Genomic DNA, 13,934 nt, shown 5'->3' with positions numbered 1-13,934 from the left:
TCAGCTCCACAAGACCTTCAGTGCATCCGCACCACCGTTGTGGCCGAACTCCTTCATGACCACTGAACAGCTGGTGCATGGTGGCATGGTGGTCGCCACATCCACCGATGTGATCATTTTGTTGTCCGGGTACTTTTGCCGAAGCACACTGATCAGTTTGGATTCACTGTCCAGCGAGGTCGGTCGACTGGTCATCTCCGGTTTGTAGTTGTGTACATCCTTGATCGAATGGGGAATAGCCAATATTTTTCCCCGTGGGGAGACGTTCAAAGAAGTTCTGGCAAATGTCTGGCCGAAGTCGATGTTGAAGTAAGTCGTATCGCCGACGATGACCTTGTCCGGGGCGAATGGAGGTTTGAACAGTGGCAGTTCCCCTGTGTGTCCCTTTGCGCCGGAGACACTGACGTAAACCTCACGCTTGCCGGTCGAGGTTACGATGTCGGCGTAAGCGATGTTTCTCGCGTTCTCGGTTTGCAGGCGACGCGGGAGCAGATTCTGGAGTTTTTCCATCGTTTGATTGATCCGCAAGTCGGCGCCTGACTCGACCTTGATGGTTTTCTCAACAAACAGTGTGTCGAATATGTTCGCAGCCCTTTGGCGTAGGGGCTCTGGTGCGGTGCTGCTGCGAGACCAGGACGCTGTTCCGGTCGGGCGTTGGCTGACAATCATCCGCGTGGAGTGGTCGAACAGCACCGCCTCACCGGGACTGGTGTCGACCTTGAGCAGCTTGAGCGTATTGGGTGGATACCGGTGGCCACCAATCGGAATGGCAATCTGGTCCATAGTTTTCAGTGCGCGCTCTACTGCCGGCACACCGTGGATTCTCGCCATGTTGTTGGCATTGAGTGAGCCGGTATAGACGGTCATCAGTTCTTTTCGCAAATCGGCGGGCAGAGTTTTGGCCTGGCGCAGTTTCAGGGGGCCGGAAATGTTTTGCCCCTTGGAAAGTTCGGCGACGTAGAAGGCACCGGCATCCAGCCGGGTAAATATATAGTGCTTCGATCCGTCCAGAGCCGGAACAATGGTGGCGCCGGCCTGGAAGGTGTCGAATTCACCTCGGGTTCCGTAGGGCGTTTTTACGTTGATTCTGCCGTATATCCCTTTCTGAAACTCCATCGTTGCGTCGAGCTGGTTTCTTCTTTTCAGGTGTTTGAGAAGCTTCGCTCGCCCATCAACAGCGGGCGTGTAGATGCTGTCTCCGAACCAGGGGGCCCAGCCTTTGCTTTCGTCGAAACTGCCGGTACCCGGGGTCGGCGCGGGATCACCGGTGACAAAGCGTGTTTTGCAGACATTGTTACCAGCGCGCCGTACCCGACAGGGCATCGCTTTGAACATCGACAGATCATCAATCAGATCGGCCCGACGCAATTGATCGCCATCCAGACGATAGGGGATGTCATCAATCAACAGTGTGGTTCGGCCATCGACCTCCAGCATTTCACGAACGTGGGCGTGTTCCGGGACTTCGGCCAGAGCGTGGGATTCGGTGGGCGGCAGCTTCCTGAAAGTGGATCTGCCCTGGATGAGATCCCGGCTGTTGTTGCGCAGGCGCGGGCCATAGGGCAGGGATGTCAACGGGTCGACCAGATGCAGTTGTTCCAGATCCAACGCATTTGTGTGACGCACAATGACGTCATCGATGCCGTTGACCGTTGCCAGCTCGTCAGTATTGGCCAGCGGCTTCCAGTTCCCCGGATCGATGGCCTGGGGCAGGTTATGAACCAGTCGGTAGCGGTCAGCATGTCCCGTGAGTTTTCTGATCCCGCCGATACTCGCCCGACCGATGAACAGCAGTCCTCTGCCGGCACCGCTTCCCAGACTTTTAAGCAGTGTGGGAATGCCATCGAGCGGGTTGAGATTTGCCAGTGAATGGGTCAGAAGCTTGCGAGTCAGCGTCGAGAAGGACGGCAGGCTCGCTTTGATAGCCATGCGACTGCTGCCGACAGTGGCACGAAGCAGGCGCACCGAGCCCGAGATGAATTTGCCGATAGGGCAAAGGAACGATGCGAGATCAAACAGGAGTCCGACCCCGCCCATGATTTTGCCTGAGGTGCTGTCCGACAGAAGATCATCGATGCTGCCCCAGAAAGGCACGAATCCCTTGACGATGGACACGAACGTTTCCAGGCGCTTCTCGGTTTTCGCCCGAGCGGCGTCGAAGGACGTCATGCCGCGGGCCTGTATGTGCAGTTGCTGTTCATCTACATAGAGAAAGTTCGTTGCGATATAACCCGCCAGTTCATTCAGTCGGGATGTCGTCAGGAGGGCTTCACCCTCGGCATCCGTCGGGCCGGATGATACCGCTGCCGGCATGAACCCCATGATATCGAGGTATCCCGGACACGATGCCCGCTCTGCCGGCACTCTGCCGTGGAAGTGGGCGGACCAGTCGAGCAGGAGGGAAGTGCTCAAATTGCGCTCGGGCGAATAGCTTTGTCCCGGGATCGAGGCGTGCAGTGGAAACTCTGTTCGAACGCCATCGATTGTGGAAAACCTCAAACCGGTTCGCTGACGAACGACGCCCGCGCTCGGGATGAGCTCGTAGTAAGTGATGTCTGTGTTGTAAATCACTTTCAGAACGAATCCCTTCCTTGCCCGGATCTGCTCCGACTTCTCGTTCGGCGCGGTTTTCTGCCGCAGGCTCAGCACCTGGACTTCACCTTGAGCCAGCGCCCGGCGATCTGCCGCTGGCAGTGATCTCAGCAAGCTGGCAATCAGCGATTGATAAGCCTGTCTGATGGTTGTCAGGTAGTCGTTGAACGCAGTTTCGAACCGGGCGTTGATGTCAGGCAAGAAATTGCCGGCCCAACTGTAGACGCCGTCTTCGACCCGGTCATAACCGCCGCGCCAGTTTTCCCGCTCGGCATGGAGCACTCGCTGTCCATCGAGCCTCAGTGCGGTGGTCGAACGCGTTGTACCATCGGGCATGGAGACGATCCATCGCTTGCTGCCATCAAGCTGACCGTCTGCATAGACGTCGAGAAAGTCCTGGCCCTGCTGCTTGTTCAGATCCAGTGGTGCCCTGGAATGGCTGTGACTCGGATCCGCCGACAACAATTTGCGCCCGTCCCGTGCGAACGTGACGCCTCTGAAAACGTTCGTCATGACCTGCCTGGCCATCTGCAGTCGCTCAGGTGGACGCAAGTCCAGTGTCTTCACGGCGTTGTTCAGGCGCTCGGTGTGTTCTTCCAGAGTCGACAGTGCGCGGTTGATATCTTCCTGGTCGTAAGCGGTTGTCGTTCGCTGCGCAATGGCGCCCGTGCAGACGGCCCATTCCAGGGCAGGAGCCATACGCAGTCGTGCAATCGCCTCGAGTTGTTCGGCCGATGCGCCGGCGCTGCGTTGCAGCGGCAGATCAACCAGTTGCTGGAAGGACAAGGGCGCTGATTGATCCAGACCGGTTTCCTCGGCCAGCAGTACGCCGTGCATGAAGTTCACCCAGACCACGGAGGTCTTGTAACGAAGCTCCGGTGGTACATCGTGCACGCTGAAGTCTTTCGAAAGGCGGGTCTGGAATACCCGAGCCAGAAGGATCGCCTCTTTGGTGTTGGCAACCCGGCCGCTGCGCAGCAAATGCTGTTCGAATTCGTGGCGCAAGGTCTGGTAGCTCTTGCCCCAGTGGGCCGGGTCTTGCCAGTGAAAACCGGCGAGCGCTTGCGGCTCGTCAGCTGAGGGGGTGTGCAGATAGAGGCAGATGGCTTTGCAGATCAATTGATAACGCACCGACGCCGGCGTCTGTTCGCCTGGGGAAGCGCCGTACCATTTGAGCTTTTTCAGTAGCCGTTCTGTCAGATCCAGTGATTCCGGGGTATTGAGTATTCGCTGGAGGAAAACCGAAGGTGTTGCGCGCAGCGCTTCCGGGGCCGCGAGGCGCAGGATATCGCCACTCAAATGACGAATCAGCGAGGGCTTGCCGATCAGAAAGGATTTGACCGTTTCGATCATTCGTTCATTGATGCGTTTCGCCGTGTACTGTTCAAGGGTCATGGAGGGCGCAGGGGCTGGTGTCGCAAGCTGCGCGGCCTTGAACCTTTTCCGGTCCCGGGCGGTCGGTCGGGGAACCAGGGATTCGATATCCGGGCCGGCATCCAGACCCAGCGTCTTGCGAGCGCTCGATTCTGCAATTGCCGATGGATCGATTGAAGCTGGAGACGTCGAGGTCATGTCACACTCCTTGTGAAAGCATTCCCGCCAAAAAGGGAGAATGCCTGGAGTGCCCAGTTAATCGGTCCCGCCTGCGAGTGTGGCCGTATATATGTCTATCCGGCTTCTGTCCTGAACTGAGGCGGATCCGTCGCTTGCCGGAACCGGGAAGGCCTCCTAGTCTTGGGGGGATGTTCGCAGGACGATCAGGCAGTGCTCATGCAAGGAATACCATGAAGCAAAAGCGGACTCTCGGAACGCCTCGGTTGTTGGGCATCGTCTGGCCATTCATCGCCGTCGTTTTGTTTCAGGCGTTGCTGGGGGGCGTGAGTCTTTATGTCCTGTCGGCCGTTCGCGGTTATGTGGCGGGCGAGAGCCTGTGGTCCAAGGGCCAGAAAGACGCCATCTATTACCTCAACCTGTACGCCGACAGCCGTGATGATGCGATCTACCTCAAGTACCAGAACGCCATTGCCGTGCCTCAGGGCGGTCATCAATTGCGTCTGGCACTGGACAAGCAACCGCCCGACCTGCAGGCGGCACGCGAGGGCATTCTCAAGGGCGGCAACCACCCGGACGATGTCTCCAGCCTGATCTGGCTGTACCTGAATTTCCGTCACTTCAGTTATCTGGAAATTGCCATCGACCGCTGGACCCTGGGCGATGCCTATCTGGTAGAGCTCGACGGCGTGGCGCAGGAGATGCATCAGCGCATCACCGCCAATGCCGCCACCGAGGCCGATATCCGCCGCTGGAAGGACCGGATCTTTGCGATCAACGACGGCGTGACCCCGGCCGCCAAGGCGTTCAGCGATGCCCTGGGTGAAGGCTCGCGGATGATTCTGCGCCTGCTGCTGTTTACCAACCTGGCCACCGCACTGGGCCTGATCGTGCTGGCGCTGCTGCGCACCCGCAAACTGCTCAAGCAGCGTCATGCTTTCGCCGAAGCGTTGCAACTGGAAAAAGATCGCGCGCATGTCACCCTGCATTCGATTGGCGACGGTGTGATCACCACCGACGTGAGCGGGGCGATCGACTACATGAATCCGGCCGCCGAAGCGTTGACCCACTGGAAGGCCGAGCAGGCGTCCGGTCTGCCGCTGGCGGCGTTGTTCAATTTGCTGGATGACAACGCCCAGACGGAAGGGCTGACCCTGATCGAGCACATTCTCAGTGGCCAGCTGACCGGCGGCAGCGAACACTCGAAGCTGATCCAGCGACTGGACGGCAGCACGGTGTCGGTGACCTTGGTCGGTGCGCCGATCCGCAATGCCGGCAAGGTCAGTGGGGCGGTGCTGGTGCTGCATGACATGACCCAGGAGCGGCAATACATCGCCAATCTGTCATGGCAGGCCACCCACGATGCACTGACCGGGCTGGCCAACCGTCGCGAGTTCGAATACCGGCTCGAACAGGCGCTGCACAACCTGACGCGCCAGGCCGGGCGGCATGCGCTGATGTTCCTCGATCTGGATCAATTCAAACTGGTCAATGACACCTGCGGGCATGCGGCCGGCGATGAGTTGCTGCGGCATATCTGCGCGTTGCTGCAATCGGGTCTGCGCGAAGGCGACACCCTGGCGCGGCTGGGCGGCGACGAGTTCGGCATCCTGCTGGAGAACTGCGCACCGGAGGCGGCGGAGAAGATCGCCGAGGGGCTGCGTCAGACCGTGCAAAATCTGCATTTTGTCTGGAAGGGGCGGCCATTCCTGACCACCGTCAGCATTGGTCTGGTGCACGTCGCACAGAACCCGACCACTCTCGAGGCCTCGTTGCGGGCCGCCGATATGGCTTGCTACATGGCCAAGGAAAAGGGTCGCAACCGGGTGCAGGTCTACCATGCCGACGACTCGGAATTGTCCCTGCGCTTTGGCGAGATGGCCTGGGTGCAACGCCTGCACATGGCCCTGGAAGAAAACCGCTTCTGCCTCTACGCCCAGGAAATCGCCCCGCTGGGTTCGGTTGCCGGTGGCACTCGCGGACATATCGAAATTCTGCTGCGTCTGCATGACGAAGCGGGCCGGATGATTCTGCCGGACAGTTTCATACCGGCGGCGGAACGTTACGGTTTGATGACCTCGCTGGATCGATGGGTTGTTCAGAATGTATTTAAGGTTATTGCTCAATGTATTAACGATAAGTGCGAAGGCCCTCTGGCAATGTGTGCGATTAATCTTTCAGGCATTACTATCGGAGATGACGCGTTCTTGCACTTTCTGCGGGAACAGTTTGATAACTACGGCATACCGCCTGAAATGATTTGTTTTGAAATTACAGAAACCAGTGCCATTGCAAATCTCGGGAGCGCAATCAGATTTATTAATGAACTCAAAGGCTTGGGATGTTATTTTTCGCTGGATGACTTTTGCGCCGGAATGTCTTCATTCGCTTATCTGAAACATTTGCCTGTAGACTTCCTGAAGATCGACGGGAGTTTCGTAAAGGATATGCTGGACGACCCGATTAACCGTGCAATGGTCGAAGTGATCAATCACATCGGGCATGTCATGGGTAAGCAGACAATTGCCGAGTTTGTCGAAACAGCGCAGATCGAGCAGGCATTGCTTGAAATCGGCGTGGATTACGCTCAGGGTTATGTAGTGGAGCGTCCGCAGTTGTTTACCTGTGACAGTTTGCAAAGTCGGCCCGCCAGACCGCAGCCGTTGTTATTCAAGGCGCCTGGCACGTTCCGTTGAAATCTCTTGCCGATCCTTACAATCACAAATCAAAAGGAGCCGAACAGTGATCGACACATTCAACCGAACCGGACCACTCATGGAAGCTGCAAGTTATCCCGCCTGGGCGCAACAACTGATCCAGGATTGCAGCGAGAGCAAACGCCGGGTTGTCGAACATGAACTTTATCTGCGTATGCGTGATAACAAGCTCAGCGCCAGAACCATGCGCCAGTACCTGATCGGGGGCTGGCCCGTCGTTGAGCAATTCGCGTTGTACATGGCGCAGAATCTCACCAAGACCAAATTCGCCCGTCATCCGGGTGAAGACATGGCGCGGCGCTGGTTGATGCGCAATATTCGCGTCGAACTCAACCACGCCGATTATTGGCTGCATTGGAGCCGGGCCCATGGGGTGAGCCTGGAAGATCTGCAGGCGCAGCAAGTGCCGCCGGAATTGCACGCCCTGAGCCACTGGTGCTGGCACACCAGTTCGGCGGATTCACTGATTGTGGCCATCGCGGCCACCAACTACGCCATCGAAGGCGCGACCGGGGAGTGGTCGGCGCTGGTGTGTTCGACGGGTGTCTATGCCGCCGCTTTTCCTGAAGAGGATCGCAAGCGGGCCATGAAGTGGCTGAAGATGCACGCCCAGTACGACGATGCCCATCCGTGGGAAGCGCTGGAGATCATCTGCACCCTCGCCGGGATGAACCCGAGCAAAGCCCTGCAGGCGGAGCTGCGACAGGCGATCTGCAAGAGTTATGACTACATGTACCTGTTCCTCGAGCGCTGCATGCAGCTCGAACTGTCGGAGCGGGTGATGGTCGGGCGTGAGCGTCGGGCACTGGTCGAGAGCTAGTTTCGGCGACATCAATAAAAAACGGGAGCCCTGGCTCCCGTTTTTTGTTGGCAGCGAATATCTAGCCCGCCATGGTCAGGCGATTGCGACCCTCGCGCTTGGCCACATACAGCGCGCTGTCGGCACGGCGCAGCAGGCTTTCGGCGGATTCGCCCGGCAACAGGGTCGAGCAGCCGAGACTCACGGTCAGTTCGATCAATCGATTATTGGCATAGTAATCCTGGGCCTGGGCTGCCTGACGCAGGCGCTCACCGACCATGGCGGCCGCATCACGCCCGGTGTTGGACAGCAGAATCAGAAACTCTTCCCCGCCATAACGGAACACCATATCGACATTGCGCAACTGGCCCTTGATCGATGCCGCCACGGCTTTGAGCACGTCGTCGCCGGCGCTGTGACCATGGAGGTCGTTGACCTGTTTGAAATGGTCGATGTCCAGCATCAGCAACGACAACGGTTGCAGGTGCCGGCGGGACATCTCGATTTCACGTTGCAGTGTCTGCTCCATGGCAATACGGTTGCCGGCACCGGTCAATGGATCACGCAGGGCGCTTTGCGTGGCGGCGCGGTAGAGCAGGGCATTGCGCATCGGGTACAGCAGGGCGGACAGCAGCGATTCGAGATTGCCCAGTTCCTGTTCGCTGAAGCGCTGGTTGCGGCGGAACACCAGCTCACCCATGTGCTCGCCTTCGTGGCTGAGGCGGTAGCTGGCCGAGTGGTGGCCGCGGGCACCGAACTCCAGGCGCAGGTCGCTGTCGTTGTGCACGTAGGTCAAGGCGTCCAGCGGCACCAGACGCTGAACTTCGCGGAAAAACAGACCGAGGATGCGTTGAGGTTCAAGGCTGGTTTGCAGTTGCAGGCTCATTTGCTGGCGCAGTTGCGCCAGGCTGACAGGTCGCGCCAGGAGAGGCGGCTGCTGACCAAAGCCCAGGCGTTGCAATTTGGCACTGTCGAAGTCAATTGCAGTGGTCTGGGAGGGTGATTTCATATGGCGTGAGCCCCTAAGCAGTAAGTCTGTCTTACAGGCTGGGTGAGAGCGGCTATGGGCTGCGCGTCATACTGATCCATCAGTCCCGTAGGACATTTGGCGTAAGTTTAGTCTGCCCGATGACGATTAGTCAGCTATCGAATCAGGCCTTGCCCGACTGCCTTCACTCGGCGTGCTTTGAGGAAATGTAGAGCGAAAGTCATGCCATACGGTTCATATTTTATTAAAACCGTTCTTAATCAATGGCTTGGGATTTTAGCGGGAGAAGGGGCGGTGGTTATTTGACTGAATTTGCTGCGCTCAAAGCGGCAATTGCATGCCGCGACGGTATTCCGCCACGGCAACAAATGCGACGTATGGCATTACTGGGCGTTGAAGGCCTGACCATTGATACCGGTGCTGTCCGGGCCCATCAGGTAGAGGTAGACCGGCATGATCTCTTCCGGCGTCGGATTGTTCAGCGGGTTTTCACCCGGATACGCCTGGGCACGCATGCTGGTGCGGGTTCCCCCGGGGTTGATGCTGTTGGAGCGCACCGGCGCCACGCCGTCGACTTCGTCGGCCAGGGTTTGCATCAGACCTTCGGTAGCGAACTTCGATACGCCATAGGCGCCCCAGTAAGCACGGCCCTTGCGGCCGACACTGCTGGAGGTGAAGACCACCGAGGCATCCTGCGACAGTTTCAGCAGCGGCAGCAGGGTGCTGGTGAGCATGAACATCGCGTTGACGTTGACCTGCATGACACGCATGAAGTTTTCACCGGACAACTGCTCGATCGGCGTACGCGGGCCAATGATCGAGGCGTTGTGCAGCAGGCCGTCAAGATGGCCGAACTCGGTCTCGATCATTGCCGCCAGCTCATCGTATTGATGGGGCAGGGCGGTTTCGAGGTTGAACGGGATCACTGCCGGCTGCGGATGCCCGGCGGCTTCGATTTCGTCGTAGACCTGGGTCAGGTTGGCTTCGGTCTTGCCCAGCAGCAGCACGGTCGCACCGTGGGCGGCGTAGGTCTTGGCGGCAGCCGCGCCGATGCCGCGACCGGCACCGGTGACCAGAATGACCCGATCCTTGAGCAATTCGGGGCGAGCGGAATAATCAAACATAAGAAACCTCTAATCCATTAACTTCTGATCGTTCCCGCGTCTTGCGCGGGAATGCAGCGATGGTCGCTTTGCAGCACCACTCAGCAACTGCACAGAGCGTTATCCAGCACCTTGCGCAACTCCAGCGGATGATCCACCACCACGTCCGCGCCCCAATGACGAGGGTTGTCGTCGGGGTGAATGTAGCCATAGGTCACGGCAGCGGTCCTGGTGCCGGCGTCACGGCCGGATTCGATATCGCGCAGATCATCGCCGATAAACAGAACACTCGACGGATCCAGATCAAGTATCTTGCAGGCAAGGATCAGCATCTCGGGATCCGGCTTGCTGTTCTTCACGTGATCCGGGCAGATCAGCAGCGCAGAGCGCTCGGCCAGTCCCAGTTGCTGCATGATCGGCTCGGCGAAACGCAGCGGCTTGTTGGTGACTACACCCCAGACCAGATTGGCTTTCTCGATGTCGGCCAGTAATTCGCCCATGCCGTCGAACAGCTTGCTGTGCACGGCGCAACCCACCAGATAGCGCTCGAGGAACTCCAGACGCAACTCCTCGAAGCCCGGCGACTCCGGATCCATCGAGAACGTCACCGCGACCATGGCCTTGGCGCCGCCGGAGATTTCATCGCGGATGTGTTTTTCGTTCATCGGCGGCAAGCCACGATCCGCGCGCATCGCCTGGCAGATGGCGATAAAGTCCGGCGCGGTGTCGAGCAGAGTGCCGTCCATGTCGAAAAGGACTGCTCTGATGGCCATCGGCTTACTCCTCGCGCAGGGTCTGGATCATGTAGTTGACGTCAACGTCCGCTGCCAGCTTGTAGTGCTTGGTCAGCGGGTTGTAGGTCAGACCGATGATGTCCTTGACGGTCAGGCCGGCCATGCGGCTCCAGGCACCCAGCTCGGACGGACGGATGAATTTCTTGAAGTCGTGGGTGCCGCGCGGCAGCAGCTTCATGATGTATTCGGCGCCGACGATGGCGAACAGGTACGCTTTCGGGTTGCGGTTGATGGTGGAGAAGAACACCTGGCCGCCGGGCTTGACCATGCGGAAACAGGCGCGGATCACCGAGGACGGATCCGGCACGTGCTCGAGCATTTCCAGGCAGGTGACAACGTCGAACTGCTCGGGCATTTCTTCAGCCAGGGCTTCGGCGGTGATCTGGCGGTACTCGACATTCACCCCGGATTCCAGCTGATGCAGTTGCGCGACCGCCAACGGTGCTTCGCCCATGTCGATGCCGGTCACGGTCGCGCCGCGCTGGGCCATGGCTTCGCTGAGAATGCCGCCGCCGCAACCGACGTCGAGGACCTTTTTGCCGGCCAGGTTGACGCGCTCGTCAATCCAGTTGACCCGCAGCGGGTTGATGTCGTGCAGCGGTTTGAACTCGCTTTCGCGATCCCACCAACGATGGGCCAGGGCTTCGAATTTGGCGATTTCGGCGTGGTCGACGTTGCTCATGATTCAATCCTCTAAAACTTGAAAAAGGCTGTAGCCCTGGAGTTTGACCCAGGGTGTTTACGATTCGGTGTGGCCGCTGATGCGTCGGCCCCAGGCCCGGGCGGTTTCGCCGAGCAGTTGTTCGTCAAGTCGGGTCAGACGCCGGTCGTCAAGCAACTGCTTGCCGGCAACCCACAGGTGTTTCACGCAGTCGCGACCGGTGGCGTATATAAGCTGCGAGACCGGGTCATAGACTGGTTGTTGCGCCAGGCCGGACAGGTCGAAGGCGACGATGTCTGCGGCCTTGCCGAGCTCCAGCGAGCCGGTCTCGGCTTCGATTCCCAAGGCACGCGCGCCGTTCAGCGTGGCCATGCGCAAGGCCCGATGGGCGTCCAGCGCGGTGGCCGAGCCGGCGACGGCTTTGGCCAGCAGGGCGGCGGTGCGGGTTTCGCCCAGCAGATCCAGGTCATTGTTGCTCGCGGCGCCATCGGTGCCGACCGCGACGTTGACCCCGGCCTGCCACAGGCGCTCCACCGGGCAGAAGCCGCTGGCCAGTTTCAGGTTCGACTCCGGGCAGTGGATCACGCTGGTGTTGCTTTCTACCAGCAACGCCAGGTCGTCATCGCTGATCTGGGTCATGTGCACCGCCTGGAAACGCGGGCCGAGCAGGCCGAGGCGACCGAGACGTGCCAGCGGGCGTTCGCCGCGCTGTTCGACCGCTTGCTGTACTTCGAAAGCGGTTTCGTGAACGTGCATGTGGATCGAGGCGTCAAGTTCTTCGGCGATCACGCGGATTTTTTCCAGGTTCTCGTCGCCCACGGTGTAGGGTGCATGAGGGCCGAAGGTGATCTTGATGCGTTCGTGATGCTTCAGGTCGCCGAACAGTTCGACGCCCTGACGAATGGCTTCATCGGCGCTGGCGGCACCCGGAATCGGGAAATCGAGGATCGGAATCGCGATCTGCGCACGGATTCCACTGTTGTGCACGCGCTCGCTCGCAACCTTCGGGAAGAAGTACATGTCCGAGAAACAGGTGATGCCACCTTTTATCTGCTCGGCGATGGCCAGGTCGGTGCCGTCACGCACAAAATCTTCATCGACCCATTTGCCCTCGGCCGGCCAGATGTGGTTTTCCAGCCATGTCATCAGCGGCAGATCGTCGGCCAGGCCACGGAACAGGGTCATGGCAGCATGGCCGTGGGCGTTGATCAGGCCGGGGCTGAGCAGAACGTCCGGCAGTTCGCGGACTTCGGCAGCGTTACACTTCAGCGCTTCGGCACGCGGGCCGATAAACACGATGCGCCCGTCGCGGATGCCCAGGCCATGCTCCTTGAGCACAACGCCTGCAGGTTCGACGGGTACCAGCCAGGTTGGCAGCAATAATAAGTCGAGCACAATGGCAGGTTTCGGCATCGAGGGTCGGTTCCAGTGCTTTTGTAAAGGATGGCGAAGTATACCCGAGCGTCTTCGCGGGGGGATCGCTATAATCGCCGGCTTTTGTTCATGAGTGCGGGGTGAGGGATGCGCGATCGACTGTTGGCTGCGGAGAAAGTAAAGGCCATCGATTGGCGTGATGGCGCGCTCCACCTGCTGGATCAGCGCGTTTTGCCGTTCGAGGAAAACTGGATCGCCTACACCAGCGCCGCCGGCGTGGCCGAGGCAATCCGCTCGATGGTGGTGCGCGGTGCGCCAGCCATCGGTATCAGTGCCGCATACGGCATCGTGCTGGCGGCCCGTGCCCGGATTGCCGAAGGTGGCGACTGGTACGCGGCGCTGGAAGAGGATTTCATGCTGCTGGCCGACTCTCGTCCGACAGCGGTCAACCTGTTCTGGGCGTTGAACCGCATGCACGACCGCCTGGATCGCTTGAAGGAAAACGCCGATCCGTTGGCGGCGCTGGAAGCCGAAGCCATCGCCATTCATGAAAGTGATCGCGAAGCCAACCTGACCATGGCTCAACTTGGCGTCGACCTGATCCGCAAGCATCAGGGCAATGCCCAGGCGATTCTGACGCACTGCAACACCGGCGCCCTGGCCACTGGCGGTTTTGGCACGGCGCTCGGAGTGATTCGCGCAGCGTTCATCGAGGGCATGGTCGAGCGTGTCTACGCCGACGAAACCCGGCCGTGGCTGCAAGGCTCGCGGCTGACCGCGTGGGAGCTGGCCAACGAAGGCATTCCGGTGACCCTGAACGCCGACTCCGCCGCTGCGCACATCATGAAGACCAAAGGCGTGACCTGGGTGATCGTCGGCGCCGACCGGATCACCGCCAACGGCGACGTGGCGAACAAGATCGGCACCTATCAACTGGCGGTCAACGCCATGCACCACGGCGTGCGCTTCATGGTGGTAGCGCCGAGTTCGACCATCGACATGAATCTGGCCAGCGGGGATGACATCCCTATCGAAGAGCGCGACGGCGCCGAGTTGCTGGAGGTTGGCGGCAAGCGTGTCGGGGCGGATGTCGAGGCGTTCAATCCGGTATTTGACGTAACGCCGGCGGACCTGATCGATGCAATCGTCACCGAGAAAGGCATCGTCGAGCGCCCGGACACCGCGAAAATGGCCCAGTTGATGTGCCGCAAGCGCCTGCATTGATTGACGCTGGCGTCTGTTCGGACGCTATCGCTGGCAAGCCAGCTCCCACAGGTTTTGTGCACGCCGCCGATCTTGTGGGAGCTGCGGTGCGACGACTCGACTTGCCAGCGATGAGGCCATTATTGTCAATA

9 protein-coding genes are annotated in these 13,934 nt (G+C 59.3%); 3 read left to right on the top strand and 6 right to left on the bottom strand.

Annotated features, from left to right (window positions below; genetic code table 11):
* Positions 1 to 4,164, bottom strand: coding sequence for a hypothetical protein (locus AWU82_RS00835; protein ID WP_064383407.1), 4,164 nt, complete (start codon positions 4,162 to 4,164; stop codon positions 1 to 3).
* A gap of 212 nt (positions 4,165 to 4,376) precedes the next feature.
* Between AWU82_RS00835 and AWU82_RS00830 the strand changes: the two genes are divergently transcribed.
* Together AWU82_RS00830 and AWU82_RS00825 are read left to right on the top strand one after the other, a co-directional pair.
* Positions 4,377 to 6,839, top strand: coding sequence for an EAL domain-containing protein (locus AWU82_RS00830; RefSeq protein WP_064383405.1), 2,463 nt, complete (start codon positions 4,377 to 4,379; stop codon positions 6,837 to 6,839).
* Between the two features lie 46 nt (positions 6,840 to 6,885).
* Positions 6,886 to 7,680, top strand: coding sequence for an iron-containing redox enzyme family protein (locus tag AWU82_RS00825; RefSeq protein ID WP_064383403.1), 795 nt, complete (start codon positions 6,886 to 6,888; stop codon positions 7,678 to 7,680).
* A 61-nt stretch (positions 7,681 to 7,741) separates the two neighbouring features.
* On the opposite strand, the gene AWU82_RS00820 is transcribed toward AWU82_RS00825, so the two are convergent.
* From AWU82_RS00820 to AWU82_RS00800, 5 genes are all read right to left on the bottom strand, one after another.
* Positions 7,742 to 8,668 carry a GGDEF domain-containing protein gene (locus AWU82_RS00820; RefSeq protein ID WP_064383402.1) on the bottom strand — a complete coding sequence of 309 codons (927 nt, stop codon included), beginning with the start codon at positions 8,666 to 8,668 and terminating at the stop codon, positions 7,742 to 7,744.
* Between the two features lie 362 nt (positions 8,669 to 9,030).
* Complete coding sequence (locus AWU82_RS00815) at positions 9,031 to 9,771, bottom strand: YciK family oxidoreductase (RefSeq protein ID WP_025113079.1); 741 nt, start codon at positions 9,769 to 9,771, stop codon at positions 9,031 to 9,033.
* Between the two features lie 80 nt (positions 9,772 to 9,851).
* Positions 9,852 to 10,523 (bottom strand): N-acetylmuramic acid 6-phosphate phosphatase MupP, encoded by a 672-nt coding sequence (gene mupP, locus AWU82_RS00810; protein WP_064383400.1) that lies wholly within the window; start codon positions 10,521 to 10,523, stop codon positions 9,852 to 9,854.
* A 4-nt stretch (positions 10,524 to 10,527) separates the two neighbouring features.
* Positions 10,528 to 11,226, bottom strand: coding sequence for a bifunctional 2-polyprenyl-6-hydroxyphenol methylase/3-demethylubiquinol 3-O-methyltransferase UbiG (ubiG, locus tag AWU82_RS00805; RefSeq protein ID WP_007950906.1), 699 nt, complete (start codon positions 11,224 to 11,226; stop codon positions 10,528 to 10,530).
* Positions 11,227 to 11,283: 57 nt separating this feature from the next.
* Complete coding sequence (locus AWU82_RS00800) at positions 11,284 to 12,618, bottom strand: TRZ/ATZ family hydrolase (protein WP_064383399.1); 1,335 nt, start codon at positions 12,616 to 12,618, stop codon at positions 11,284 to 11,286.
* Between the two features lie 108 nt (positions 12,619 to 12,726).
* On the opposite strand from AWU82_RS00800, the gene mtnA reads away from it, so the two are divergent.
* Entirely contained in the window at positions 12,727 to 13,803 is a 1,077-nt protein-coding gene (gene mtnA / locus AWU82_RS00795) for an S-methyl-5-thioribose-1-phosphate isomerase (RefSeq protein WP_011335374.1), read from the top strand.
* Positions 13,804 to 13,934 lie beyond the last annotated feature (131 nt).

It is taken from the genome of Pseudomonas glycinae (assembly GCF_001594225.2).
Lineage (GTDB): Bacteria > Pseudomonadota > Gammaproteobacteria > Pseudomonadales > Pseudomonadaceae > Aquipseudomonas > Aquipseudomonas glycinae.
The sequence above is the reverse complement of the archived record's forward strand: the minus strand, read 5'-3'. Positions and strand labels throughout refer to the sequence as shown.

Excerpts from the sequence above, each read along its gene's own strand:
- mtnA (WP_011335374.1), top strand. The coding sequence starts at position 12,727 with ATGCGCGATCGACTGTTGGCTGCGGAGAAAGTAAAGGCCATCGATTGG.
- AWU82_RS00835 (WP_064383407.1), bottom strand. The coding sequence starts at position 4,164 with ATGACCTCGACGTCTCCAGCTTCAATCGATCCATCGGCAATTGCAGAA.
- AWU82_RS00815 (WP_025113079.1), bottom strand. The coding sequence starts at position 9,771 with ATGTTTGATTATTCCGCTCGCCCCGAATTGCTCAAGGATCGGGTCATT.
- AWU82_RS00800 (WP_064383399.1), bottom strand. The coding sequence starts at position 12,618 with ATGCCGAAACCTGCCATTGTGCTCGACTTATTATTGCTGCCAACCTGG.
- AWU82_RS00830 (WP_064383405.1), top strand. The coding sequence starts at position 4,377 with ATGAAGCAAAAGCGGACTCTCGGAACGCCTCGGTTGTTGGGCATCGTC.
- ubiG (WP_007950906.1), bottom strand. The coding sequence starts at position 11,226 with ATGAGCAACGTCGACCACGCCGAAATCGCCAAATTCGAAGCCCTGGCC.
- AWU82_RS00820 (WP_064383402.1), bottom strand. The coding sequence starts at position 8,668 with ATGAAATCACCCTCCCAGACCACTGCAATTGACTTCGACAGTGCCAAA.
- mupP (WP_064383400.1), bottom strand. The coding sequence starts at position 10,523 with ATGGCCATCAGAGCAGTCCTTTTCGACATGGACGGCACTCTGCTCGAC.